18 protein-coding genes and 1 pseudogene are annotated in these 26,025 nt (G+C 68.6%); 10 read left to right on the top strand and 9 right to left on the bottom strand.

Features of this window, described 5'->3' with window-relative positions:
* Window positions 1-229 precede the first annotated feature (229 nt).
* On the top strand, window positions 230-2,056 hold the full coding sequence (locus OHB41_RS44830) for a PucR family transcriptional regulator (protein WP_266707291.1): 1,827 nt from the start codon (window positions 230-232) through the stop codon (window positions 2,054-2,056).
* Between the two features lie 107 nt (window positions 2,057-2,163).
* Here OHB41_RS44830 and OHB41_RS44825 read toward each other — a convergent pair whose 3' ends face one another.
* Together OHB41_RS44825 and OHB41_RS44820 are read right to left on the bottom strand one after the other, a co-directional pair.
* A complete protein-coding gene (locus tag OHB41_RS44825; protein WP_266707289.1) occupies window positions 2,164-2,784 on the bottom strand; it encodes an L-threonylcarbamoyladenylate synthase in 621 nt (206 codons plus the stop codon).
* Between the two features lie 322 nt (window positions 2,785-3,106).
* Window positions 3,107-3,289: a hypothetical protein gene (locus tag OHB41_RS44820; protein ID WP_266707287.1), complete on the bottom strand. Its 183-nt coding sequence runs from the start codon at window positions 3,287-3,289 to the stop codon at window positions 3,107-3,109.
* A gap of 207 nt (window positions 3,290-3,496) precedes the next feature.
* Between OHB41_RS44820 and OHB41_RS44815 the strand changes: the two genes are divergently transcribed.
* A complete protein-coding gene (locus OHB41_RS44815; protein ID WP_526025088.1) occupies window positions 3,497-4,042 on the top strand; it encodes a DUF6328 family protein in 546 nt (181 codons plus the stop codon).
* Between the two features lie 662 nt (window positions 4,043-4,704).
* On the opposite strand, the pseudogene OHB41_RS44805 reads toward OHB41_RS44815, so the two are convergent.
* Window positions 4,705-4,998 (bottom strand): annotated as a pseudogene (locus tag OHB41_RS44805) (cytochrome c oxidase assembly protein); the annotation flags it as partial.
* A 155-nt stretch (window positions 4,999-5,153) separates the two neighbouring features.
* On the opposite strand from OHB41_RS44805, the gene OHB41_RS44800 reads away from it, so the two are divergent.
* Entirely contained in the window at window positions 5,154-7,475 is a 2,322-nt protein-coding gene (locus tag OHB41_RS44800) for a SpoIIE family protein phosphatase (RefSeq protein ID WP_266707285.1), read from the top strand.
* Between the two features lie 216 nt (window positions 7,476-7,691).
* On the opposite strand, the gene OHB41_RS44795 is transcribed toward OHB41_RS44800, so the two are convergent.
* From OHB41_RS44795 to OHB41_RS44785, 3 genes are all read right to left on the bottom strand, one after another.
* Window positions 7,692-8,438, bottom strand: a complete 747-nt coding sequence (locus OHB41_RS44795; protein WP_266707283.1) for a hypothetical protein — start codon at window positions 8,436-8,438, stop codon at window positions 7,692-7,694.
* Window positions 8,439-8,904: 466 nt separating this feature from the next.
* Window positions 8,905-10,344, bottom strand: a complete 1,440-nt coding sequence (locus OHB41_RS44790; RefSeq protein ID WP_266707281.1) for a dihydrolipoyl dehydrogenase family protein — start codon at window positions 10,342-10,344, stop codon at window positions 8,905-8,907.
* A 354-nt stretch (window positions 10,345-10,698) separates the two neighbouring features.
* Window positions 10,699-11,169 carry a VOC family protein gene (locus tag OHB41_RS44785; protein WP_266707279.1) on the bottom strand — a complete coding sequence of 157 codons (471 nt, stop codon included), beginning with the start codon at window positions 11,167-11,169 and terminating at the stop codon, window positions 10,699-10,701.
* 708 nt (window positions 11,170-11,877) lie between these two features.
* On the opposite strand from OHB41_RS44785, the gene OHB41_RS44780 reads away from it, so the two are divergent.
* Window positions 11,878-12,819, top strand: coding sequence for a helix-turn-helix transcriptional regulator (locus tag OHB41_RS44780; RefSeq protein WP_266707277.1), 942 nt, complete (start codon window positions 11,878-11,880; stop codon window positions 12,817-12,819).
* A gap of 335 nt (window positions 12,820-13,154) precedes the next feature.
* Here the strand turns inward: OHB41_RS44780 and OHB41_RS44775 are convergent, their stop codons facing one another.
* The gene (locus OHB41_RS44775) at window positions 13,155-13,706 is read right to left on the bottom strand and encodes a TetR/AcrR family transcriptional regulator (protein WP_266707275.1); all 552 of its coding nucleotides are present in this window, start codon (window positions 13,704-13,706) and stop codon (window positions 13,155-13,157) included.
* 110 nt (window positions 13,707-13,816) lie between these two features.
* Between OHB41_RS44775 and OHB41_RS44770 the strand changes: the two genes are divergently transcribed.
* The 5 genes from OHB41_RS44770 (at window position 13,817) to OHB41_RS44745 (ending at window position 21,147) form a co-directional block, all read left to right on the top strand.
* Window positions 13,817-14,827, top strand: coding sequence for an NADP-dependent oxidoreductase (locus OHB41_RS44770; protein WP_266707273.1), 1,011 nt, complete (start codon window positions 13,817-13,819; stop codon window positions 14,825-14,827).
* Between the two features lie 270 nt (window positions 14,828-15,097).
* Window positions 15,098-16,738 carry an IS4 family transposase gene (locus OHB41_RS44765; protein ID WP_266707271.1) on the top strand — a complete coding sequence of 547 codons (1,641 nt, stop codon included), beginning with the start codon at window positions 15,098-15,100 and terminating at the stop codon, window positions 16,736-16,738.
* A gap of 531 nt (window positions 16,739-17,269) precedes the next feature.
* Entirely contained in the window at window positions 17,270-18,610 is a 1,341-nt protein-coding gene (gene ltrA, locus OHB41_RS44760) for a group II intron reverse transcriptase/maturase (protein ID WP_266707269.1), read from the top strand.
* A gap of 642 nt (window positions 18,611-19,252) precedes the next feature.
* A complete protein-coding gene (locus OHB41_RS44750; protein WP_526025107.1) occupies window positions 19,253-19,729 on the top strand; it encodes a hypothetical protein in 477 nt (158 codons plus the stop codon).
* A 458-nt stretch (window positions 19,730-20,187) separates the two neighbouring features.
* Window positions 20,188-21,147: a DUF1152 domain-containing protein gene (locus OHB41_RS44745; protein ID WP_266707265.1), complete on the top strand. Its 960-nt coding sequence runs from the start codon at window positions 20,188-20,190 to the stop codon at window positions 21,145-21,147.
* A gap of 57 nt (window positions 21,148-21,204) precedes the next feature.
* Here OHB41_RS44745 and OHB41_RS44740 read toward each other — a convergent pair whose 3' ends face one another.
* On the bottom strand, window positions 21,205-22,029 hold the full coding sequence (locus tag OHB41_RS44740; RefSeq protein ID WP_266707263.1) for an endonuclease/exonuclease/phosphatase family protein: 825 nt from the start codon (window positions 22,027-22,029) through the stop codon (window positions 21,205-21,207).
* Window positions 22,030-22,506: 477 nt separating this feature from the next.
* On the opposite strand from OHB41_RS44740, the gene OHB41_RS44735 reads away from it, so the two are divergent.
* Window positions 22,507-24,777: a M4 family metallopeptidase gene (locus tag OHB41_RS44735; protein WP_266707261.1), complete on the top strand. Its 2,271-nt coding sequence runs from the start codon at window positions 22,507-22,509 to the stop codon at window positions 24,775-24,777.
* Window positions 24,778-24,881: 104 nt separating this feature from the next.
* On the opposite strand, the gene OHB41_RS44730 is transcribed toward OHB41_RS44735, so the two are convergent.
* Window positions 24,882-25,988, bottom strand: a complete 1,107-nt coding sequence (locus OHB41_RS44730) for a PP2C family protein-serine/threonine phosphatase (protein ID WP_266707259.1) — start codon at window positions 25,986-25,988, stop codon at window positions 24,882-24,884.
* Window positions 25,989-26,025 lie beyond the last annotated feature (37 nt).

The raw sequence follows: 26,025 nt of genomic DNA, 5'->3' as shown, positions 1-26,025 counted from the left end.
CCGGTGACGGCGGTCGTGTTCAGGTCGGGTCCGTGCGTCCGCGGGTGCACGCGTCGGGCGACCGAAGCGCACCCGCGTCGTTGCTCGCGTCCCTGCCAGACTGTTACGGGGCGCGGAGAGGCGCCTGCGCCTGACGGGGTGAAATTCGCGCCCCGCCTCGACTTGCCGGGACAAGGGACGCCACCCGGTACGACAGGCGACCAAAAGGTTCAAACGGTACTATTACGTTATGCCTGGCATGGTCGACGACGCCTCCGGTGCGGGGCACCAGCGCATCGGACCGCGCGGCTTTCCCGGCCAGGTGCCCTCCACCGCCCCGGCCTCCTGGGGCCGGAAACAGCTGGCGAGCCTGTACGACGTGTTCGTGCTGGCCGTGACGATGCTGGACGCCCCGGAAGCTCAGGAGATCCTGCGCCTGGCCATGGACGCGGTACCACGCCTCACCGACTGCCGGCCCGAGGGCTGCTACCTGCTCAGGGACGGACGCTTCGAACTCGACGCCACACCGAGCGCACCCTCCCTCGACGGCCGGGCCCCGAAAGAGCTCCCCGCGGCGATCCGACAGCTGAGCGCACTGGGCGGGGAGGACGGCATCCTCCGCTTCCGGGAAGGTGGCTGGGGGTGGGCGGCGGGACTGCGCAGTTCCCGCGGACTCCTCGGCTACCTCGTCGTCAGCGCCCCCGAGCCGCCGTCCGACGACCAGCGCTTCCTCCTGTACGCCCTCGCGCGGCCGACCGCCGCCGCGCTCTACAACGCCGACGCCCGCAGCCGCGACCGCGAGTACGCCCGGCAGCTGTTCCGGGCCATCGAGGAGCGGGACGCGGTCAACGAACGGCTGACCACGCTGGTCGCGGAGCTGGAGGCGCAGCACACCGTGCACGACGTCCTCTCCCGCGCCCACGTCGGCGACGCGGGAGAGGACGGCATCGCCGACGCCGTGTACGAGCTGACCGGCCTCGCCACCCGCATCGAGGACCGCTTCGGCAACCCGCTCGCCCGGGCGGGACCCGGGGTGGACGGAGCCCACGAGAAGCCCGATCCGACGCTGCGCGAACAACTCCTGCACCGTGCGATGCGGACCCCGGACCCGGTCCGCCACGAGGGCCGCCTCATCGGGGTCGCCCGCCACCACGGTGAGATCCTCGGCACGATCGAACTCATCGATCCCGGGGGCGCGGCCGGTGACGCCGAGGCGTTCGCGCTCGGCCACGCGTGCACCGCGCTGGCCCTGGAACTCGCCCACCGCCGCAGCCTGGCGGAGACCGAACTGCGCATGAGCCGCGATCTCGTGGATGACCTGCTGACCGGAGCCGACGAGGGCGGCGCGTACGCCCGGGCGGAGGCCGTCGGTCACGATCTGCACGGACCGCACCATGTCGTGGTCGCCCAGTGGCATGCCACGGCCGCCGACGACCGGTTCCTGGACGCGGTCGGCCGCGCCGCGCGCGGACTGGGACTGCGGTCGCTGCTCGCCCGGCGCTCGGACATGGCGGTGCTGGTCGTCCAGGGCGGGCCGTGCGACCCCGGACTGTACGGCGCCGTCGTCGGCGAGGTGGGCTCGTGGCGCGGCGCGGTGGGCGTCGGGAGCCTGTGCGAGACGACGGCCGGCCTTCCCCACTCCTACGAACAGGCCGTCAGCGCGTTGCACGTGCGCAGGCAGTCACAACCGCCCTACGGCACCGCGGTCTACGAGGAACTCGGCCTCTACCGCATCCTGGCCAGGGGCAACGACGCACGGGACGTCACGTTCTTCGTCCGCGAGTGGCTCGGTCCGCTGCTCGACTACGACGCCACCCACGGCACGGACCTGGTGCACACCCTCACCCGGTACTTCGACCACGGCGGCAACTACGACGAGACGGCGCGGGCCCTCGCCGTCCACCGCAGCACGCTGCGGTACCGGTTGCAGCGCATCCGGGAGATCAGCGGCCGGCGACTCGACGACGTGGACAGCCGCTTCAACCTCCAAGTGGCCACACGGATCTGGAAGGTGAGCGGTCCGGCGGCCGAGGGCAACGCGCACTCCGACTCGCTCCCCGGCGGGGAGTCCCGGTGACGAGCCGTACGTACGGGGTGTGAACCCGCCACAACACCGGTGTCCGGCAGGTGAATTCGCCCGCGGCGCGCTTGACCGGCGGCGCCGCCGTCCGTGGGCCGGGCCCTCTACTCGAACCGTGACGGATCGCCCGCCCCGTAGCGTACGATCTCGGGCTCTCCCTGCGAGAAGTCGATGACGGTGGTCGGCTCGACGCCACAGTCACCGGAGTCGAGGACCGCGTCCACCACGTGGTCGAGCTCGTCCTTGATCTCCCAGCCCTGGGTCAGCGGCTTGTCCTGGTCGGGCAGGAGCAGGGTGCTCGACAGCAGTGGCTCGCCGAGCTCGGCGAGGAGCGCCTGGGCGACGGCGTGGTCGGGGATCCGGACGCCGACGGTCTTCTTCTTCGGGTGCAGCAGCCTGCGCGGTGCCTCCTTCGTCGCCGGAAGGATGAAGGTGTAGCTGCCGGGGGTCGAGGCCTTGACCGTGCGGAACACCGAGTTGTCGATGTGCACGAAATGGCCCAGCTGCGCGAAGTCCTGACACATGAGGGTGAAGTGATGCCGGTCGTCGAGCCGGCGGATGGAGCGGATGCGATCGAGTCCTTCCCGATTCCCGAGCTGGCAGCCCAGCGCGAAACAGGAGTCGGTCGGGTAGATGACGAGACCGCCGCCGCGGATGATCTCGGCCACCTGGCCGATGATCCGCGGCTGGGGGTTCTCCGGATGCACGTCGAAGTACTTGGCCATACGCCGAGCTTAGATCGCCCGGCGGTCACGCCGAGGAACGTGCCGAGGGGCCGCCGCCGCTCGACCGGTCCGCGGGACGCGACGCCCGGGGTCCGGGGTTCGAGACCCGGGGTCCGAGGCCCGGGGTTCGAGACCCGGGGTCCGAGGCCCGGGGTCCGAGACCCGGGGTCCGAGGCCCGGGGTTCGAGGCCTGGGGTCCGAGGCCTGGGGTCCGAGACCCGGGGTTCGAGGCCCGGGGTTCGAGGCCCGGGGTCCGAAGTCCGAAGTCCGGGGCCCGGGCCGGCCTCGTGGCCACACCGCCGCCGCGCGCGCCGGGCAGGTCTCACAGCGACAGCTCGACCACCAGGGGGCGGTGGTCCGAGATCGCCGTCCGCGCCGTGCCCGCGGCGCCGACCGCCCCCGCGCCGCCGTCCGCGAGGCGTACATGGCCCGAGCCATCCCCGAGTTCGTGAAAATGCCGGCCCCGGTCGTGACTTCCTGGACCACCGTGCACGGTGATCTGCACTGGCCGAATCTGACCGCCGCTGCGGATCTCTGGCTGAGGGCCTGGGGACGGGCCCCACAGGGCTTCGACGGTGCCACGCTCTGCGCCTGCACGCTGCTGCGGCCGGGCCGCGGACCGCGTCGAGAGGTCAACACATGGTCAATTCGGTGTGCACGAATGCGGCGATCGGGGGTACATGCCGACACGGACGAGACACCGGGAGGGGTCGTGTTGGACGGCAGAGTTTCGGAAGCGATACCAGCGGCTTGGGTATCAGAAGGAGCCGAGCAGGCGCGCCGACAGGAGTCCGAGGCTGAGCGCGCCGACCGGCAGTGGAACGAACTGATGCAGGAAATTCGGGTCGCGCAGACTGGTGTCCAAATCCTCTTCGGTTTCCTGCTGAGCGTGGCCTTTACGCCGGCTTTCGGACACCTGTCCGACATGGACCGGATCATCTACATCACCACGGTCGTGCTCGGCGCGACTGCGACCGGTGCACTCATCGCACCGGTCCCGTTTCACCGGTGGGTGTCTGGCCGCAGTATCAAGGCGCAGGCAGTGCGCTGGGCCGCGCGGCTCACCTTCATCGGCCTGGCGCTGCTGATTGCCACGCTCACTTCGGCCTTGTTCCTGATCCTGCGGGTGGCCACGCATGACGGCTTCGTCCCGTGGCTGGTCGGCGGGGTGGTGGCCTGGTACCTCGCGTGCTGGGTGGTGCTGCCGTTGTGGGCGCGGCAGCGGTACACCACCCTGGCGGAGGAGGCCGCCGACTGACGACAGGCGCGTCCCGGGGGGCATCATCAAGTCTTCCGTGCCGGAGGCGAGACTCGACGGGCGACAGCGGACCCGAGGTCCCGGCGCAGAGCGCCGCCTGCGGCGCGCCCCCAGGCCACCGCGTTCAGCGCCTGACCCCTGCTGCGCCGCGTGATCCTGCGGCAGGTCCGGGGCGCCTAGGGCCAAGGGTGTAATCCGCTGCTCGGGTTCGGTAAGCCCGTGATCGGCGGACCACCTCCGGGTAACGGTTCCCGAGGACGCTGTGGTCCACGTCCAAGCCGATCTCGCCCACGCGGCGCTGCGCATGATGAGCCTCAACATGGACGCCCACATCTGCCCGGCCGACGAAATCTCCTTCTGAATCCCGCCCCCCGGTGCCTTCAGTCCCTGACCGACATCGAGGAAGGGCAGACATGCGCATCCGCCGCCGTTCGATGTTCAGCCGCCGGCAGCAAGGCCTGTCTGGCCCTGAACCGGTCCGCCACAGCGGTTCTCGTAGCGCAGTGGGTGGCTCGGGCACCGAGAGAGGGCCGCGCACGGCTGAGGGCACCGCGAACAGTCCTGTCCTGCAAGTCCCCTGCGCCTCGTGCGACGGATGCTCGGTGTGGTGCGGCTGCCATGCCGATCGTCTTGTCTCGGGGCATGCAGGTAGCGGCGGTGTGGCGTCCGGGGCGCCAGGTCGCTACGAGTGCTGCGGCCAGGAGGAGTTCGGCGAAGTCTCCGCCGTAGTACATGATCTCGGCGCCCTGCTGGACCTGGACGACGGGAGCGTGGATGTCGACGAAGAATCCGCCGTACACGGCTTGTGCGATCAGGGCATGTACGGCGATCGCGACGCCCAGATACACCAGGCGGGTCCGTACCCCGGGCCGGGTAGGTGCGGGGTCGGGACCGGCGATGACGTTGGCGAACAGGCATCCGGACGCGAGGAAGTGTGCTTTCAGCGGCCGGTGCCCGATGCCCCCACTGCCGTCAGGACAACGAGCTCGGCCATCGGGAGCAGGCCGACAGTTTTCGTGTGGCGCGTGCTGAGCCGATCGGTGTAACTGGCGGACGAGCGGACCAGTCTCCGGCGCAGCGAGGGCAGGCATGGGGGCGGAGGTGTTTTCGGATGCCCAGCGGTGACGTGCTCGTGCTCATTGATGAGAGTGGCCGGGTGATCGAGTGGGGGCGTCCGGCTGAGGATCTGTTCGGGTGGTCTGCCCAGGAGGCCCTTGGCCGGCAGGTGGCCACGCTGATGCGTGAGGCCGCTGCCGGCGGCGAATGGCGCGGGAAGTTCTCGGATGCGGCTGCGGTGCTGGTCAAGCCAGTACTGCGAGGTACGTCCGTCGTGTGGCAGGTCCTCGCGGCTGGCGACGCCATGCCGGGGCAGGACGCGGCGATCTTGAAAGCTGTGTTCACCCATTCTCCCGTGCGGCTGTACGTCCTCGACAACCAGCTGCGCGTGGTCCGCATGAGCACCATCGCCGGCGAACGGCATGACACGTCCGTACGGCACCTGTTGGGCACGCATTTCACCGAGGCGTGTGAATTCTCGGACCCGGAGGAAGAAGCCGCCGTGGCGCAAAGGGTCCTGGAGAGCGGGGAACCGGTGGTGAACCGGCTCGTCCGGCGCGACAAGGCACCAGATCGGCCTACGCGCCGCATCTGCTCTGTCTCCTACCTCCGCTTGGAGGACTCCGCCGGCGAGGTAGTCGGCCTGGTGACATCGGCGCTCGACGTCACAGAACGGGAAAACGCACAGAATCGTCTGGCTCTCCTGGACACGGTCCGCACGCAGGTGGGGCACCTGCTGAACGTGATGCACGTCTGTTCGGAACTGGTCGATGCGGTAGTACCTGCTTTCGCGGGCATCGCGGACGTCGAAGTGATCGAAGGCGTCGTCCGGGGAGAGGAACCTCCCTCGGTACCGGTCCACCGGGACGCTCTCCTGCGCCGAGCAGCCTTCCGAGGCCGGATCGGGGGTCCCCCGGTCGGCGTCAAGCGCTCTTTGCCGGTCGGCACCCCCTTCTCGGACGTTCTGGCCGACCTGCGACCGTGCCTCGCGAAGATCGATGAGGACAATTCGTGGCTGGCCGCCGACCCGGCCCGAGCCGACGTCATCAGACGAGCCGGTGCCCATTCTCTGATCGTGGCTCCGCTGGCATTGCGCGGCCATGCTCTGGGCCTCGTCAGCTTCTACCGCTACCAGGAGGAAGACCCCTTCGAAGAGGAGGACGTCGCAGTGGCATCCGCCATGTGCGCGCACACTGCGCTCTGCATCGACAACGCCCGTCAGTTCATGCGCGAGTGGATCACCGCACGAACCGTGCAGCGCAGACTCCTTCCTCACCAGCCCGCCACGCACGCCACGGCGGAGATCTCCCAACTGCACATTCCCGACCCGGAGGGCGGCGGCGCGTGGTCCGACGCGATCGCGCTGCCCGGTGCACGGACCGCGCTGATCGTTGGCGACGTGGCCGGAAAGGGCATCGCGGCAGCTATCACGATGGGACTCCTGCGGACGGCGATCCATACCCTCGCTGATCTGGACCTGCAGCCAGACGAACTGCTGGCGCGCCTCAGTGATACCACCGCCCGCCTGGCGGCAGCGCGGGCGGCACTGCCCCCGGACCCGGTGAACCGCGAACCGCTCACGGCCAGATGCGTCATCGCGATCTACGACCCCGTCGATCTCACCTGCACCGTCGCCCGCGCCGGCCTTCCCGATCCGGTCGCGGTCTTTCCCGACGGCACCTCGGCCTCTTTGTCGGTTCCCCCAGGTCCACCACTCGCCGAACCGGGCAGCGCACCATTCCCTGCGATCACCGTCAGCCTCCCCGAAGGCACCACTCTGGCGATGGGCACGGCCGCACTCGCCGACGAGGTCCTGGCGCCGTCCGGCTCCCTGCACCCGTTCCTGGACAGCATCGGCACCAGGCCACTGCGAGACGTGTGCGACGACATCGCGCACACGCTCACAGACAACGACCGCACCGGCGAGACACTGATGCTGCTCGCCCGCACGAAAGCGCTGCCCCACGACCGCGTACTGACCCGCGACCTGCCCGCTGACGCCGAGGCCGCGCCGATCGCCCGCGCAGCGGCCCGCCGCCAGTTGGAGGCATGGGACGTGGACGAGAAAACGGCGTTCACCACCGAGCTCATCGTCAGCGAGCTCGTCGGCAACGCGGTCCGCCACGGCGCTCCACCCTTCCAGCTCCGGCTGATCTTCGAGCGGATGCTGACCTGCGAGGTGAGCGACACCGCAACCAGCTCCCCGCAGGTGAAACACGCCCGCACTGTCGACGAGACAGGTCGGGGCCTGTTCATCATCGCGAGCCTCGCGGACCAGTGGGGCACCCGCTCCCGAACCCAGGGAAAGACCGTCTGGGCAGAGCAACCGACAGGGGCGGCGACAGAGCGGCAGAACGACGCCGCGGACCCTGCATGAGAGAGCAGGCAGGCCCGTCGCGGCACGCCCGAAACCTTCCTGAAAGCGTCCCAGCGAAAAGCGTGTTGGTACCGCTGCCCGACCGCGCGCCCTGCGGCCTCGAACTGGGCCGTGCCAGGGAGTTCGACGTACAGGGGAACGGCGCGCCTTTCTTCCTTGACTCGCTCGGCCATGCCGTGCGTGGCGGTCGGGCAATCCAGCGGGAGGCTCCAGGGTTCAGCGCTTGAGGCTTGTCATCAGGTCACGCATGTCGTTGACCAAGGCTGACTGGTAGGAAGACACATCAGGGATCTCAGGCCCCTCACCGATGTCGTCGTCGGTGTCTTCGCTCTGGTAGCTGCTGCTGGCGGCCAGGGTCAGGGAGAGGACCGCTCCGCCTTCCAGGACCCGCAACTCGGTGTTGCTGGTGTCCCGGGTGATCAGGTACGCCGTGTCGCCGAGGTCTGGAACAGTCTTGACGTTGTCGGCCGGGACGATGCCCTGATCGGTCGTCCGCTGCCGTGCTTCGAACTCGACGCCAGGGTCGGTCTCCTTGTGCAGTGTCACGGTGATGCCGACGTAGTAGTCCAGAGACCACCCGGTCTTGGACTGCTTTGCCTTAGCCAGCGGCCGTACCGCTATGGAGCACTGGGCCTGGTCGACGGCGGGATGCTTCAACAGCCCGGAGTCGACGACATCGGCGGATACCCTCGGTGCGATGGCAGCGCTGATCGACGCCAGTCGTACGGAGGAGCAGGGGTCCTTGTCGAGCCGGTATCCGTGCGTGCTGGGCGTCTGAGCGCCCAGTCCGTAGACGAACACGGCCGGCGCCCACAGCGCCGATGCCGCCACCACACCTCCCAGCGCCCACAACCACGACTTGCGCGGCCGTCGTCGACCGACAGGCTCACTGCTGAAGTCGCCCACGACCTCGCGGGTCTCCATCGGGCCGGGCTCTCCAGCCATCTCCGGCTCAGAAATCATCGTGTTCCCCCTTCGGACATTGTGAACGTGCGACACGATGATCGCTGATCAGGCCTGCAGAGAGTCGGGCCGGTTGTTCGTCTCCGCCAGGTCATTCTTCGGCTGGAGTGATGCACGCCTCGCCCGCGACTGCGAACCCCGCCCCCTCCGAAGCCAAGATCCACATTTGCGGTGATCGACGTCAAGTTCAAGTGAGGCCCGGAGAGCGGGCGTTGCGGGGCTGCGAAGCCCCGCAACGCCCACCAGCAGACCGTGCCGGAGCTGCGTTCAGCGGGGAACTGTTGCACCGGACGCCGGAGAAGACGATTCGGTACAGCACCTTGCGCTCATCCGGAGCCCTCGGTCCGATCCGTGCCCACGGGCACGCCACTGCCGGCCACCAGGACAGGAGGATCGTTCCTCACCCGCAGACGACCGAGTCACCCGGTGGAGGCCAGGACCACCCCGCATGCCGGGCGGAGCATGCTCAGCCGCGGTAGGTCTCCAGCAGCCGCAGCCAGACCTCGCCGAGGGTGGGGAAGGCGGGGACGGCGTGCCAGAGCCGGTCGAGGGGCACCTCGCCTGCGACCGCGATGGTGGCCGAGTGCACCAGCTCACCGACGCCGGGGCCGGCGAAGGTGACGCCGACCACGGTGTTGCGGTCGGTGTCGATGAGCATGCGGGCCCGGCCGCGGTAGTCCTCGCCGTACTGGTGGGCGCCGGCGACGCGGGCGAGGTCGTAGTCGACGACTTCGATGCGGCGCCCGCTCTGCTCGGCCTCACGGCTGGTCAGCCCGACGGAGGCGATCTCAGGGGTGGTGAAGACGACCTGGGGGACGGCCGCGTGGTCGGCGGTGGCGACATGCGCGCCCCAGGGGGCGTCGTGGATGGGCTCTCCCTTGGCGCGGGCGCCGATGACGGTGCCGGCGATCCGGGCCTGGTACTTGCCCTGATGCGTCATCAGGGCGCGGTGGTTGACGTCGCCGACGGCGTAGAGCCAGCCGCCGTCGACGCCGGTGACCTGGAAGGTGTCGTCGACGGTCAGCCAGTCTCCGGGGGTGAGACCGACGGTCTCCAGGCCGACGTCGCGGGTCTGCGGTGCGCGGCCGGTCGCCAGCAGGATCTCGTCCGCGGCCAGCTGCCCGCCGTCGGAGAGCTTGATCCGCACCTCGCCGTCCTGGCCGCCCGTGCGGTCCAGTGAGGTGACGGCGGTGTTGAAGCGGATGTCGACGCCTGCTTCGCGCAGGGTGTCAGTGACCAGTTCGCCGGCGAACGGCTCCATCCGCTCGAGGAGTCCGTTGTCGAGGACGAGCATGGTGACCTGGGAGCCGAGGCCCTGCCAGGCGGTGGCCATCTCGACGGCGACCACACCGCCTCCGACGACGGCGAGGCGGCCGGGCACCTTGTCGGCTGTGGTGGCCTCGCGGCTGGTCCAGGGGCGGCCGGTGTCGAGTCCGGGGATGGGGGGCAGGGCGGCGCGGGTGCCGGTGGAGACGGCGACGGCGTGCCGGGCGGTCAGCATGACGGTGTCGCCCTCAGGAGTCTGCACGGCCACCTGCTTGGGGCCGATGAGGCGGCCGTGGCCGCGTATGAGGTCGACGGAGACCGAGTTCAGCCACTCGACCTGGTCCTCGTCCTTCCAGTACGAGGACATCTTGTCGCGGTGCGCGAGGACCCGCTCGACGTCCAGCGGGCCGGCCACCGCCGGGTCGAGTCCGGGTACGCGGCTCGCGTCGGCACGTGCCACCACCGGCCCCAGCAGTGCCTTGCTCGGGTCGCAGGCCCAGAACGAGCACTCGCCGCCGAGGAGTTCGCGTTCTACGACCACGGTGCTGAGCCCCGCGGCACGAGCGCGTTCGGCCACGTTCTCGCCGACCGGCCCCCCGCCGATGACGATCACGTCGTAGGTGCGGGTTGTCTCGTTCATCACTGCTGCGTTCCTCACTGTTTCGTTCCTCATTGCTTCCGTGACTCGGTCGGACACTCCGGCCGCCGCGGCCCGTTGACGGCCGCGTTTGCCGATACCCGCCGCCGGACGGCGCCAGGGCCGCGGCGCCGCACGGGGTCGAGCGGGCGGGGTCACGGGACGGGACGGCCCCGCCGGCAAAGCCGTCTCTCGGCGCCCCGTACCGGCCGCCAAAGCCGCCGTGGCAGGGGGGACGACCGGGCGGCGGGGAGCACCCCCGCGCCGCCTGGTGGTCCGGTGCCGCGCTCGGCCCGGATCGCGACAGCCGCTGGGCCGGAGCGGACGGCAGCTCTTGGGCGGCAACTTCTGGGGTTGTCAGCGGCCGGGCTGGCGCTGCGTGACCTCCTGGAGCACCCAGCCGTTGCCGTCCGGGTCGCTGAAGGTGAGGAAGGAGCCGTAGGAGGCGCGCTCGGGGTGCAGTCCGGCCAGTCGCTCCTGGCCGGGGGACCGGTGGGTGACGTCCCCGTCCTCGTGGCCGTGGAAAAAGAGGTTGGCGTCGTGGAAGATCTCGCTGACTTCGATGCCGCGGCCGACGAGCTCCGCGCGGGCTTCCTCGATGTCGGAGACGATGAGATACAGGCCCTGGAGCGAGCCGGGTGCGATGGGTGTCATCCCCTCGCCGAAGATGATCGAGCACTCGGAGCCGGGCGCCGTGAAGTGCACAGCTCGGAAGTCCTGGCTGGCCGTGTAGTCCACGTCCAGGCGGAATCCGACCTTCTCGTAGAAGGCCTTGGCCCGGTCGATGTCGGAGACGGGCATCACGATCATTTCGAGCTTCAGTTCCATGGGGATGTCCTTGTTTCTTGACTTCGGTGGAATATTCCCAATGCGTCACCAGGGGGGTGAACGGGGGTTTCGTGCCTCGGTCGGTGAGCCTGCGGGCTCTGTGCTGACCTGCAATCCAGAGAACCATTCGAGAAGGCGCCTGTGGGCGGTCAAAGAGGCCTATCTCGGTCATGGTCTGCTGGTCCAGGTTCTGGCAGGCCCCCTTTCCCTGTCGCTGAGTAACCGCCCATGCACAACGCAGCTTGATCCTCGTCGAGGCGGAAAGGGCGAAAGGGTCGTCGGCGCGATCACATGCCGGTGCCTGGACGACAGCAAGGAAATCGGATCCGCCGCCGCCCCAGCCGGCGAGGCATGCGCGCGCCCCGCTACTTGGGTTCTGCGCGGAGATGGTCTGAGATGGTCTGTGGGTCCAACAGGCGTGGCCGGTACGGCAGTCCGCGTCAGCGGCTGCCCGCTCGCCTGTTCGGCCGTGACGTACACGCAGCCTCAGCCGACGCATTTCCGCATGTCCCGCCACGCGTGATCACATCCCGCGTGGATTGGGTATAGGCAGGTAGCGGTCCGCCGGTGAGCGGGACGGTTCCACTTCACTTTTTAGAGTGGCTGTTTCAGGAATCTCCCTTTTGCAATGACATGGATTTACTTATGTGGCGGAAATAATGCACTGTGCGTTTGCCGGAGCGGCGCGTTGAGGGCTAGCCTCAATATATGGGCACGACGTCGTCCGGTTCAGATGACAACAAAGAGCTGAGCGATTTTCTGCGCTCGCGGCGAGCCCGGGTGACTCCTGGGCAGGTCGGGGTCACGCCGGGGGCGAGTCGTCGTGTTCCGGGACTCAGGCGTGAGGAGGTTGCGCTCCTGGCCGGATTGAGCGCGGACTACTACATCCGCCTGGAACGCGGGCGGGTGGCCAACGCCTCGGAAGCGGTACTGGAGGCCGTAGCCCGCGCTCTGAGGCTGGATGATGTCGAGCGTGCGCATCTGTTCGCCCTGGCCAGGCCGCAGTCCGTGGTCAGAGTGAGCCGGCCGGCCGTTCCGTGGCGAGTGCGTCCAGGTGTGTACGCGCTGCTTGAGGTTCTTCGGGACATCCCCGCCATGATTCTGGACGGCCGCATGGACGTCCTTGCCGTGAACCGAATGGCTTGCGCGATGTACGTCGATTTCGATGCCGCGCCAGCCCGCGAGCGCAATCTGGCGCGATATATATTTCTCGACCCTGCGGCCCGTGAGCTATTTATCGACTGGGACATGGCCGCCCGGATGGTCGTCACAGGTTTGCACCTGTATGCGGGTCGGCATCCGAACGATCCGCAACTTACCAAACTGATTGATCAGCTGTCAGCCGTAGACGAAGACTTTCGCCGATGGTGGGCCGCACAGGATGTGGAGGAGTACTCCCACGGCACCAGACACTACCGGCACCCCCTGATCGGCGAAGTCACCTTGGACTATGAGTCCCTTGTCTTTCCCGGTGATCCGGACCAGTGGCTGTTCGTGAGTACAGCTCAACCCGGCTCGCCGTCTTCCGAAGCCTTGAGGACCCTCGCCGACCGGATCGGTGACCTGGACACCGCGGGACAGACAGGTTCTGTGGGCAACCCCGAGCGGCCGTCCGACCGTCGGTTCCAAGATCACCGGGAAAAGGGTTGATGTCGGGCGGTCGGTCTACCGCCGCCTCTCGCAGGCCGCCGTGCAGGATTCACGTGGCCCGGCCGCAATGCAGTATTCGCTCCGTGTCACCGCCTCGCTCGTCGCGGCGGGCGAAGTGTCGGCCCTGGCCGGCACCGCCGCCTCCGCGCTCCGTCCCTGCCGCAGCGGGCACTTGACTGTGCTGAAACACGGTGCGTCCGCTTCCGGTCGCGGTCCGCTTCCGGGGAGCGCGGCGGCTCGATGCCGGTGACCTCGACCGCCCTGGCGAACTCGGCGTCGATCCGCTCCTGCCCAGCGCGGGCGGCCGAGTTCGCGGCTCCGCGTGTGCGACGGATTCAGCTCGGGCGCGTCAGGATCGCGCTTGCGACAACGTCGAAGAGGTGATCGGCGCGTGGCGCGAGCGAGCGTTGATCGCCGAGCCAAGCGAGCGCCTCCACCAGCGCGAACAAGTCGGTGCCGTCGATGTCGGTCCGCGCCATGCCCGCGGACTGGGCGCGGGTGAGGAGGCGAGCACCGGCCGCACGCAGGGTGACGCACGAAGCGTGGAGTGCGGACTCGGTGTCCTCGATGGCGGCGGCCATCAGCACGACCGCGCCCCGGTACTCGGTTGTCCACGCGACGCAGTCGCGCAGCCACGAGACGAGAGCATCGTCGGGGGAGCCGGATGTTTCGAGGGCGCTTGCGTTGGCGGTGAGCTCGTCGAAGCTCGTGCGGAGCAGGGCGTCGAGCAGCGCCTCGCGCGTCGGGAAGTGCCGCAGCAGTGTCGCGAGTCCGACGTCGGCCCTGCGTGCGATGTCCCGCAGTGACACGTCGACGCCCTGCTCGCTGATGGTGGTGCCCGCTACTGCGAGCAGGTGCTCACGGTTCTTCCTGGCGTCGGCGCGCATCTGTCCCCCTTGACTATCCGGATCAGTGGTCCATATATTCGGATCAGTGGTCCGAATATATGGACCACTGATCCGAATGAGTCTATCCGCAGCGCGGGCAGGAGAAAACGATGCCGATACACACGATGAGGGCGATCCGGCTGCATGGGCACGGCGGCCCTGAAGTCTTGCGTTACGACGAGGTGCCGATTCCCCAGCCGGGGCCGGGTGAGGTGCTCGTTCGCGTGCACGCGGTCGGCATCAACCCCCCCGACTGGTACCTGCGCGACGGGATGTCCAACCTGCCTCCGGAGACGAGGCCGAAGTTCAGTTTGCCCACGATCCCGGGGACGGACCTGTCGGGCGTCGTCGAGGCCGTCGCCGCGGATGTGGACGGCTTCTCCGTCGGCGACGAAGTCTTCGGCCTCCTTCGCTTCCCCGGCTTCGAGGGCAGCACCTATGCCGAGTACGTGGCCGCGCCCGCGTCGGACCTCACGCTCAAGCCCGCCGGCATCGATCACGTCCACGCTGCCGGGGCGCCCATGTCCGGACTCACCGCGTGGCAGTACCTGATCGAGCTCGGACACGATCACCCGTCGCCCTTCCAGGCGGCGCAGCATCGCCCGGTGCCGCTCGACGCCAACGCGACGGTGCTCATCAACGGCGCCGCGGGCGGCGTGGGGCACTTCGCGCTCCAACTGGCGAAATGGAAGGGCGCACGTGTCATCGCGGTGGCGTCGAGCGCGCATGAATCGTTCCTGCGCGGGCTCGGTGCCGACGAGTTCATCGACTACACCAAGAGCCGCCCCGAAGAACTCGTCCGCGACGTCGACCTCGTTCTCGACGCCGTCGGTGGCCCCGACAGCAGGCGCTTCCTGCGCACGCTCAAGCGCGGCGGCTCCCAGTTCCCCGTATTCTTCGGCGAATTCGACGATGAAGAGAACGCGAAGCTGGGCGTCACCGTCACGGGCACCACGGTCCGCTCGAACAGCGCGCAGCTCGCCGAACTGGGACGCCTGCTCGACACGGGCACAGTCCGGGTCGCGATCGACAGCACGTTCGCACTCGCGGACGCCCGAGGCGCGCACGAACGCGCCGCCCGAGGACACATCCAGGGCAAGCTTGTACTCACGGTCGCTTAGCCGCGAGTTGTCAGCGGGATCGGGCCGGCTCTGTCCGTTCGGCAGTTCGCCGGTCGTGTCCCCGGCTCGTTCGGGGCGGGCCGTTGCGACGTTGCCGGTGCGCCGAGCTCCAGGCCTCGGCGTGCTGCCGGTCTCTCGGGCCTTGACCCAAGGCCGGGTAGTTAGCGTTTTCGCAGGTCACGCAAGCCAGTTGAAGGACTCCCGACGCAGAGCAACGGAGCTCGTTGGTACAGGCAGTCGACCAGGACAGCTTGTCCCGAAGGAGCTCCGTTGCCCCGTCATTGTGTCCTGCCGTCTCCGCTGACGGCCATCACCCGAACGGTCACCGTGGCTGCGGGCCGGTTCGCTCCAGGGCATCTGGGGGAACTGACCGCCGTCGTGCCGTTCGAGCTGGTGGACGCGGTCCTTGCGGAGACGAGGACGGTGCAGCAGCGGCTGCGTGATCTCCCGTCGCGGGTCGGGGTCTACTTCTTGCTGGCGATGTGCCTGTTCCCCGGGGTCGGCTATCGCCTCGTCTGGGACAAGCTGACCGCGGGTCTGTCCGGGATGCCAGTGGCCTGTCCGTCGGCGAAGGCGTTACGTGACCTGCGCCGGCGGATCGGCAGCGCGCCGATGCGGGCGTTGTTCGAGGTACTGGCCGGGTTGCTGGCCCGTCCGACGACGCCAGGTGTGCGTTTCGGTCCGTACCGGACGGTGTCGTTCGACGGCTGCAGTTCGCTGAGGGTGCCCGATTCCGAACGGAACCGGGCCTGGCTGGGCAGGACTTCGCATCATGGCTATCCGACGCTGGAGTTGATGACGCTGGTCGAGACCGGCACCCGGGCCCTGGTCGGCGCGGTGTTCGGCCCCACCGCCGAGGGCGAGACGAGCTACGCCGGCCGGCTGCTGCATCTGCTGCGGCCGGACATGCTGGTGCTGTGGGACAAAGGATTCGACAGCAACGCCTTCCTCGCTCAGGTCACCGACACCGGCGCCCAGGTCCTGGGCCGGCTCCGCAGCAACCGGCGCACGCCGGTCCTCACCCGCCTCGCTGACGGCTCCTACCTGTCGGTGATCGGCACCGTGAAAGTGCGGATCATCGACGCACAGATCGCCGTGACCTGCGCGGACGGCACATCCTTCACCGGGTCCTACCGACTGGTCACCACCCTGACCGACGCCCGCCGTCACCCCGCCACCGCCCTGGTGGGTCTCTATCACCAGCGGTGGGAACACGAATCCGCGTACTACGCGCTCCGCCACACGATCATGAACGGCAGCAACCTCCGCTCGGGCGACCCGGCAGGCATCGAGCAGGAGATGTGGGCCTTGCTCACCCTCTACCAAGCCTTACGCACCATGATGGTCGAGGCCGCAGAGTCGCTGCCTGGCACCGATCCGGACCGCTGCTGCTTCACCGTCGCCCTCCAGACCGCCCGCGACCAGGTCGTCCAGGCCGCCGCCGTCATCACCGACCCCGCCGACGCCGGTCACCTCGGACTGATCGGGCACCGGATCCTGACCCGTCTCCTCCCGCCCCGACGCAGGCGGGTCAGCACCCGCAAGGTCAAGTCACCGATGTCCCGCTACAGCACCCGCCACGAGGACGGCAGGCCCGACACCAGCCGCACCATCACCGGTCTCGACATCAACGTCCTCGAGCCTCCGCAATCCCGCCCCCAGCTCCCCGCCGTCTCCCGTGACGACCGGCACACCGCCCTCACCGAGCGCCGCCGTCACCGAATCCTGGCCCTGCTCGAGAACGACCCCAACCGCCTCTGGCGCCCCCGTGACATCGCCTCCCATTTCGGCGACATCACCATGGAGACCATGTATCGACAGCTGTCCAGATGGGCCGAAACCGGCCTCATCCACAAACTCGGCCCCGGCCTCTACGCCGCCACAGCATGGACCCCAACTCCCCTTGCGTGACCTGCGAAAACGCTAACTACCCGGCCTTGTTGTGTCCTGAACGCGAAAGGGAGAAGCATGTAGGAACTCTTCGTGTAGCGATGCTGTACGGAGGATGAAGGTTTGGCCCTTCAAATTCGCCCTGCGGGGGGAGGATTTAAACCACCTCATGCTGCGCTAGCTGAAGACTGCCGTGGTGAACGATGAGGAAAAGGCGCCGGAAAACGGTGTCAGGTGGGGATCGGGAAGGCGAACGCAAGTGAATCGCTGCTGACGTGTCGAAAAGTAGAGTTGACATCAGAACCGGGGTGTCAAGGCAGTCCCGGGAGGAGTCTGGCGGGTGCCCGTTTATTGGCCAGGCGGTGTCCGGCATGCAGGCGACGCGAGCCCGGTCTGCGGCCTTCGTGCGGAACAGGAGAAGGCGGGTCTGGATACGTCTCCGCTGGTGAGCGGGGGAAGGGAGCGTCCCGGGCGGTCCGAAGCCGTGAGGGACTGAGTACCGATGCCAGGCACGCCGGCGGACCGGCTCGTAGTAGTGATGAAGCCCCTGTAATGGGGGTGGAGCGAAGGGGCCGGGTCGTTCGTGACTATGTTTATTCGATCAACCGGGTGTTTCCCGGGAGGAGTCGCGTGAACGAGTTGAAAGCATCAGGCAAGCCGTTCGATATTTCGAAGCAGTCCGTCTGGGAGGCGTACGAGAAAGTCAGGTCGAACAAGGGCGCAGCGGGTGTGGATGCGGTGTCGATGGAAGAGTTCGAGAAGGATCTGAAGAACAATCTGTACCGGATCTGGAACCGTCTCTCCTCCGGCACCTATTTCCCGCCCCCGGTGCGTGCGGTGGAGATCCCGAAGAAAGGGGGCGTCCGGATTTTGGGCGTGCCCACGATCGGGGATCGTATTGCTCAGACGGTGGTTGCCGGGGCGCTGGAGGCGAAGGCCGAGCCGGTCTTCCACCCGGACTCATACGGCTATCGTCCCGGGCGGTCGGCGATCGACGCTGTAGGCCGGTGCCGGGAGCGCTGCTGGAAGGCGGACTGGGTCATCGACCTGGACATTCGCGCGTTCTTCGACAGCGTTCCGTGGGATCTGGTCCTCAAGGCGGTCGCCGCCCACACTGATCCGTCCCAGTCCTGGGTCCTGCTGTACGTGCGGCGCTGGCTGGCCGCACCGCTGCAACTGCCCGACGGGACACGGCGCGAGCGGGACCGGGGGACGCCCCAGGGCTCTTCGGTTTCGCCTGTCCTCGCCAATCTCTTCCTTCACTACGCCTTCGATTCCTGGATGGCGCGGAACTTTCCCGCCATCGGGTTCGAACGCTACGTGGACGACGCGGTGGTCCACTGCGTCAGCGAACGCCAGGCACGCTTCGTGCTCAAGGCGATCGAGAAGCGGATGACCGAGGTGGGGCTTGAACTGCACCCGGAGAAAACCCGGATCGTGTACTGCCAGGATGCCAACCGGCGTGCCTCGTACGAGCAGACCGAGTTCAACTTCCTGGGGTTCACCTTCCGCACACGCTCCGCGGTGCGCAAGGACGGGCGGATGTTCCGGTCGTTCCTCCCCGCCGTCAGCGGGGAAGCCCTGCGCCGTATCAGTTCCGAGGTGCGGTCCTGGCGGCTGCACCACCGCACCAGCCTGACCGAAGCAGACCTCGCACGGTTCATCAACCCGATCATTCGGGGATGGATGGCGTACTACGGGGCCTTCTACCAGTCGGCCCTCCATCCCCTCCTGGAACGTGTCAACGCCTACGTGATGCGGTGGATGCGCAAGAAGTTCAAGCGACTGCGGGGCAGGAAGAAAGCCCAAATGGCGTGGAACCAGGCCGTCGCACGACGACCCCGGTTCTTCGCCCACTGGGCCTGGACCACCCATGCCCCCCGCGTCTGGTGACCAGAACGACAAGAGCCGTATGACGAGAGATCGTCACGTACGGATCTGTGAGGGCCGAGGGGTGAGAATCCCCTCGGCTACTCGGCGGCCTTGACCCCTGATGTTGGACACACGAGACACTGGATCCTGAGGGTCTGATATCAGACATCTTGTGGTCATGAAGAACTACTCGCCGGAGTTCAAGGCGGACGCGGTCGTGCTGTAATCGTCGCGCTCTCCATGACAGCGGGCATGGTCCGGGGAAACCTCACCCTTCTGCAGGCAACAGCGGTGACCGACCGATGGGGAGCCGGCACAGACTACGGCCGTTCCCCCCTTCGCCGGCGCCGTGCTGGTCGGCCCCGTGGGCGGCCGACTGCGCACGCCCAACGCCCTCGCGGGCACTGCGCAATGCACCGGGCCGGCGGCGCGGGGCGACTGTGCAACTACCTGACCACGGCAGGCAGTAGGCGGCGTCACGGGATCGTGACCGGATGCTGTCAACTGCTCTGGCCGCGGAAGTTCTCCAGACTCGACGGCGTGGCCAGGTCCGCCGTTACCTGGGTCGGCACCGTCACATGACCCTGGCCATGACCGAAGTGCTCTAGGTTGACTGCCGTGAGTGCGCGGGTACGGAGTTACCGGTACGTCGGACCGGTCGAGCTGAAGACCGCGGTCCCGCCTGGTGGCGGCGGGTGGCGGATCAGCTCGGCGGCTGACTTCGAGGGTTGGATCGCTGAGCGATCGTCAGCGGATTTGGCCGAACCGTTCACCTTCGTGGTCGGTAGGGACGGTGTGCTTCGACTGGCACCGCGGCGAAGCGAGCACGTGGCCTGTGCCGGCGGAGACAGGGTTCTGAGTGCGGGCGAGATCAGCTTCGTGCGCGAGGCAGACCGGTGGGCCGTGAGCGAGGTCAGCAACCAGTCCACCGGGTACTGCCCAGACATCACCTCCTGGGCGGCAGTCGCCCGCGCTCTGGACGATATGGAGCTTCAGCGGCCCTGTGGCTTCACCCACGAAGTGGTGTTCCGGCGGTGCCCCGACTGCCAGGAGCACAACATCGTGCGCGAGGACGACTTCGTCTGTGTCTTCTGCGGCAGCGATCTGCCTGCGACATGGAACGTGGACCCCACCGCGTGACAGCCGAAGACCACAGCCACTCGCTGACGGCAGCGACGAGGACGGTCGCCTGGTCGCGGACCGCGAGCCTGTCGCATGTGGTGGCGACAGCGCGGTGCCTCATGAGGCGGCTGCCCCCGCACTCGACCGCATGACACTCGCGGCAATCGGCCGGGTCGAAATGCGGCAGCCGACGACCACAGGAGCCGAGCTTCTGGTGGTTGCGCACCTGGCCGCCGCTGTCAGGGACGGTGCAGCGGATTCCGCGGCGACGCAGCTAGGCCCGGTTCTTGCAGGAGACGTAAGCCTTGTCAGCCCACCCACGACTGGGGCGGAAGCCCAGCCGGCCCGTCCCGATACAGGGCACGCGACTCTCGGCGGTCGAGGGTCGAAGGTCTTGATTCCGGTCACTCCGTGGCTCCGCCGTCGCGTCGAGAACTCGGGAGCGCCCGGGGTCGGGTCCCCGGACAATGATCGTCATGACGTCCCTCCACTCCAACCCACTCTTCACCCGGCTCGCCGATGCCGAACGGATCCTCATCGCGGGCGCGGGTGGCGGCTTCGACATCTACTCCGGCCTGCCGTTGGCTCTCTCCCTCCTGCACCAGGGCAAGCAGGTATATCTCGCGAACCTCTCCTTCAGCGCACTCGCCGGTCTCCCGATCGATGACTGGGTCGCCCCCGACCTGGCCGCCGTCACTCCCGACTCCGCTTTGCACCAGGGCTACTTCCCGGAGCGGACCCTCGCTCAGTGGCTGCGCCAGCACGGCTACCCGTTCACCGTGTACGCCTTCCCCCAGACCGGGGTGCGCCCGCTGCGCGCCGCCTACCAAGCACTGATCGAGCTGCACCGCGTCGACGCTGTGGTGCTGGTCGACGGCGGTACGGACATTTTGATGCGCGGCGATGAAGCCGGGCTCGGCACTCCAGAGGAGGACCTGACGAGCGTGGCGGCGCTGGCCGCGCTGGACGGCATACCGACCCGGCTCGTCGTGTCAGTCGGCTTCGGTGTAGACGCCTACCACGGCGTAAACCATACGCAGGTACTGGAGAACATCGCCGCGCTGGAGCGCGACGGCGCGTACCTCGGTGCGTTCTCGATACCGCGCGCCACCCGTGAGGGCGCTCTCTATCTTGACGCGGTGACGCACGCTCAGCACCACACCCCGGAGCACCCCAGCATCGTGAACGGTTCCATCGCGGCAGCCGTGCGCGGCTCGTTCGGCGATGTCCGGTTCACTGACCGCACCCGGGGCAGCGAGTTGTTCGTGAACCCGCTGATGTCCCTGTACTTCGCCTTCGACCTCCCGGGCCTGGCAGCCCGCTGCCTCTACCTGGACCGGATCGAGGACACCCACCTGATGCGCCAAGTCCATGCGCGGATCGCCGAGTTCCGCGAATCCATAGTCACCCGCCCACCCCGCCGCTTCCCGCACTAGTGACGACTGCGCCCTGCCCGGTGCCATCGCTGCGTCCGCCAGGAACGACAGCCGAAGTCAAAGAAATCCGCACCGCCTGCCCGCACCTCGACGCCACCGCACGGCACGTCCGGGACTTCGCCCGCACGATGGGCGAACTACGTGGCCACGAACTGCCTGCCTGGATGGACCCCGGGGCGCGTTCAGTACGGCCCTGGGCGCGGCGCCGACCAGGTTGAAGTCGCCCAGCAGGACGTGCGGCAGGGGCAGATCGGCGATCCAGTCGCGGACCTCCAACAACTGACGGACGTTCCACCCCGGCACGAACGTCAGGTGCACCGCCACGGCCGTGAACGGCCCTTGCGGCCCCTCGAGTACGGCCGCGAGCGCCGCGCGCGTCCGGTCCCGGACCAGGGTGAGGCCGGGCTTGCCGGGCACGAGCAGGGGCATGCCGAGCGGCGCCGGGGCCAGCCGCCTGACCCGCCATTCCCGCGCCGGCAGCCGGGTGAGCAGCGCGAGCCCGTGCGAGGGGACACCGGCGTCCGTCCCGGTGTCCCGGGGGCCGTACATCCGCGGTTCCGGCTCCTTCGGGTCGAGGTCCCACCCCTGGTCCCCGGAGGCACGGCCGTGCAGCGCCGTCGCGTAGCGCCACTCGTCCAGGCCCGCCGCCCGGGCCGCGGCGCGGGCCTGGTCGACCCGGCCCGACCGCTCCTGGAACCGGTCCACCTCCTGCAGCGCGAGGACGTCGGCGTCCAGGGACATGACGGCACGGGAGAGCGGTTCCGCGGGCTCGTCCCCGGCCGCCGGGGACACGGGGCGGCCGTCCAGCATCGAGCGGCCGTGCAGCACGTTGAACGTCGCGAACCGCAGCCGATCGCGGGAGGAGGGCGAAGGGGAGTTCATGAAGAAAGTAGTACGTGGCGGGGCGGGTGAGCGGCGTAAGCGTCGGCGGAGTGTCCCCGGGTACGGACTCCGCCGCGTCCGGCGGCGGAGTTGACCGGCCGGCCCGCGCCCTGCCCATGGTGCGCGTCGGCATGGGCACCGGCACCGATCCCGATCCGCCTCCCTTCGTACGCGCCGTCCGTCGGCGGCCGAAAAGAGCCCTGGGCGGCGGTGAACGTCCAGCAAGCAATAGTCAGTTTCAGCCTTAGCGTTGTCATCGCCATGACAAGACGCCACGCAGGATGCCAGTCTGCTCATGAACGTTCACCGTTCCTTCACCTCCCCCCACCTCTCGCGCGCCGCCGAGTTCGGTCACGCCCCCGTGCGTCGCCTCGTGCAGCGCCCTTTCCTGCTCAGCGCGTTGCCCGCCGGCTCCACCGCGCCGGCCCGCTCTCTCGGCCTCGACCACAGGCCGATCGTCGCCAGAAGGAGAAGCCCTTGTCACGGCCACGCCACTCCTCGCACCGCCGCAGATACACGGCGGTGTTGGCGCTCACCACCGCGAGCGCCCTGCTCGCCGCCGGATTCCAGGCCGGCATCGCGTCCGCGGCGCCCCACGGCAGCGGTCATGCGAAGATCGTCGCCACCCCCCGGGCCGGTGCGGCCCCGGCGAAGCTGTCTCCCGCCCAGCACGCCTCGCTGCTGAAGAGCGCGACCGCCGCGGTCGGCGACACCGCGAGGATCCTCGACCTCGGCTCCAAGGAGAAACTGGTCGTCAAGGACGTCGCGAAGGACGCCGACGGCACCACGCACACCCGCTACGAGCGCACCTACGCCGGCCTGCCGGTCCTCGGCGGCGACCTCGTCGTGCACACCAAGGACGGCCGCAGCACCGTGTCCGAGGCCACCAAGGCCACCGTCAAGGTGCCCGCGCTCACTGCCCGGGTCACGTCCGCCACCGCGGCCCACCAGGCACTCACGGTCGCCAGGAAGGCCGACGCCAAGCGTCCGAAGGTCGACGGCACGCCCCGGCTGGTCGTCTGGGCCGCCGGAGCCAAGCCGGCGCTGGCCTGGGAGTCGGTGGTCGAGGGCACCCAGGACGACGGCACCCCGAGCGAGCTCCACGTCATCACCGACGCCACCTCGGGCAAGGCCGTCTTCGACTACGAGGGTGTGGAGACCGGTACGGGCACGGGCCAGTACAGCGGGACGGTGCCGGTCGGCTCCACGCTCTCCGGCTCCACGTACGAGCTGGTCGACGGCGACCGTGCGGGCCACCGCACCTACGACCTGAACCAAGGCACCTCCGGTACCGGCACCCTGTTCACGGATGACAACGATGTCTGGGGAGACGGGAACCAGAGCAACCGGCAGACGGCCGCGGTGGACGTCGCCTTCGGCGCCGCGGCCACCTGGGACTACTACAAGGACGTCTTCGGCCGCAACGGCATCCGCAACGACGGGGTGGCCGCCTACAGCCGGGCGCACTACGGCAACGGGTACGTCAACGCCTTCTGGTCCGACACCTGCTTCTGCATGACGTACGGGGACGGCGCGAGCAACGCGCACCCGCTGACCGCCCTCGACGTCGCCGCGCACGAGATGAGCCACGGCGTCACCGCCGCCACCGCCAACCTCACCTACTCGGGCGAGTCCGGTGGCCTCAACGAAGCCACCTCGGACATCTTCGCCGCGGCGGTGGAGTTCCACGCCGACCTGGCCTCCGACGTCCCTGACTACCTCGTCGGCGAGAAGATCGACATCAACGGCAACGGCACCCCCCTGCGGTACATGGACAAGCCCTCCAAGGACGGGGCGTCCCGCGACTACTGGGACTCCTCGCTGGGCGGCATCGACGTCCACTACTCGTCGGGACCGGCCAACCACTTCTTCTACCTGCTGTCCGAGGGCAGCGGCGCCAAGACCGTCAACGGCGTCTCGTACGACAGCCCGACGTACGACGGCGTACCCGTGACCGGCATCGGCATCGAGAACGCCCAGCGGATCTGGTACCGGGCCCTGAGCACCTACATGACCTCCAGCACCGATTACGCCGGCGCCCGCGTCGCGACCCTGCAGGCCGCGGCCGACCTCTTCGGGGCCTACAGCGACACGTATCTCGCCGTCGCGGCCGCCTGGGCCGGAATCCACGTCGGCGACCGGATAGCGCTCGGCGTCAACGTCTCCCCGATCGACGACCAGACCAGTGGCGTCGGCCAGCAGGTCTCCCTGCAGACCAGCGCCTACACCACCAACACCGGCGCCGGTCTGACGTACGAGGCCACCGGTCTGCCGGACGGTCTGACCCTCAGCGACACCGGGCTGATCTCCGGCGTTCCGACCACGACCGGAACCAGCGCCGTCACGCTCACGGTCACCGACAGCACGGGTGCGTCCGTCTCCACCGGCTTCAACTGGCGGATCGCGAACATCTACGTCAACGGGACACGTGTCGACATCCCCGACGTCGGACCCGCGGTCGAGTCGCCGATCACCGTCACCGGCCGGACGGGCAACGCCTCGGCCACCACCCAGGTCTATGTCAAGATCATCCACACCTACCGCGGTGACCTGACGGTCGACCTCGTCGGCCCGAACGGCACCGTCTACTCGCTGCTGAACCACAGTGGCGGTTCCGCCGACAACGTCGACCAGACCTTCACGGTCGACGCGTCCGCCCAGCCCGTCGACGGCACCTGGATCCTCAGGGTCCGGGACACCGCCGCGATCGACGTCGGCTACATCCAGCAGTGGCAGCTCACGCCCTGACGGCGACCGAACCGACCCGGTCCCGTCCTCGCTGACCCGACTCGCCCGTCCGGGACCGCCTCGCGCGGACCGGGCGGGGGAGCCCGTTCGTCCGTCGAGTCCGTTCACCCGGTGACGTGCTCCGTGCGGGGGGTGAGGACGAGCATCGTCACATCGTCACGCACCGCGCCGCAGAACTGCAGAAGGTCCTCCCAGAGGCGGGTGGTGAGCTCGGACGGAGACTCCTGCGCGAACAGGGTCAGGCGCTCGGTCAGGGGATAGAACGCCCCCGTCGTGTCCCGGCTCTCGGTCACGCCGTCGGACCCCAGGAACAGTCGGTCGCCGGGTTCGAGCAACACCGTACGGACATGCGGCGGAGAGAGCTTGAAGAATCCGAGACCGAGTGGAGCCCCGGGTTCCAGGACCAGTTCGACAGCTTTTCCGCCGCGCAGCAGATACGGATGCGGGTGCCCGCACGAGGTCAGCCGTACGGTGTCCGCGGTGGCGGAGAATTCCAGCAGCAGGGCGGTGGCGAACAACTCGGCGTGCTCGGTCTGGGCCGAGTCGACGATCAGCCGGCGGTCGAGGCGGGAGGCCGCAGAGGTCAGGTCGCGCTGGTCGAGCACCGACTCGCGGAACGCCCCGAGGAGCGAGGCGACCGTTCCGACGGCGGACAGACCGTGCCCCTGGACGTCTCCCATCACGGCTCGTACACCGTAGGGCCCGTCGCGCACGTCGAAGAAGTCACCGCCGACCAGGGTCTCGCGTTGCGCCGCACGGTAGAGGCCCATGCACCGCACCGGTCCGACGGACTCGGGAAGCGGCGGCAGCACGGCGAGCTGCGCCGCCTCGGCGACGGTGCGCACCGTGACCAGGTCGGCGTCGCGACGGCTGCGTACCAGGGACAGGATCACGCTGAGCGCCGCGATGAACGCGATGGTCAGCAGGTCGGCGTTGCCCGGATGGTTGAGCTGGAGCGCCGGAACGACCAGCAGGGCGATGACGATGCCGCCGTAGAGCGCCGTCACCAGCGGCCCGTAGGAGAGCACGGCCAGGGACGGGACGACGCCCAGCAGGAATCCGATGTCCACCGGTCGCTTGCTCGCGAGTTCCGTGCCGCAGACCACAACCAGCAGAGCCGGCGGCAGCACCCGCACCCAACGCGGGGGCGGGGCTCCGCGCAGCCAGCCACGCTTCTTGTTCGCTCCGAGCCGTGGGACGGCCGCGCCCATAGCACTCCTCCCTCCTCCACCACGCTCCTACGTCCGG

Origin of the sequence: Streptomyces sp. NBC_01571 (assembly GCF_026339875.1) — a bacterium.
Taxonomy (GTDB): domain Bacteria; phylum Actinomycetota; class Actinomycetes; order Streptomycetales; family Streptomycetaceae; genus Streptomyces.
The sequence above is the reverse complement of the archived record's forward strand: the minus strand, read 5'-3'. Positions and strand labels throughout refer to the sequence as shown.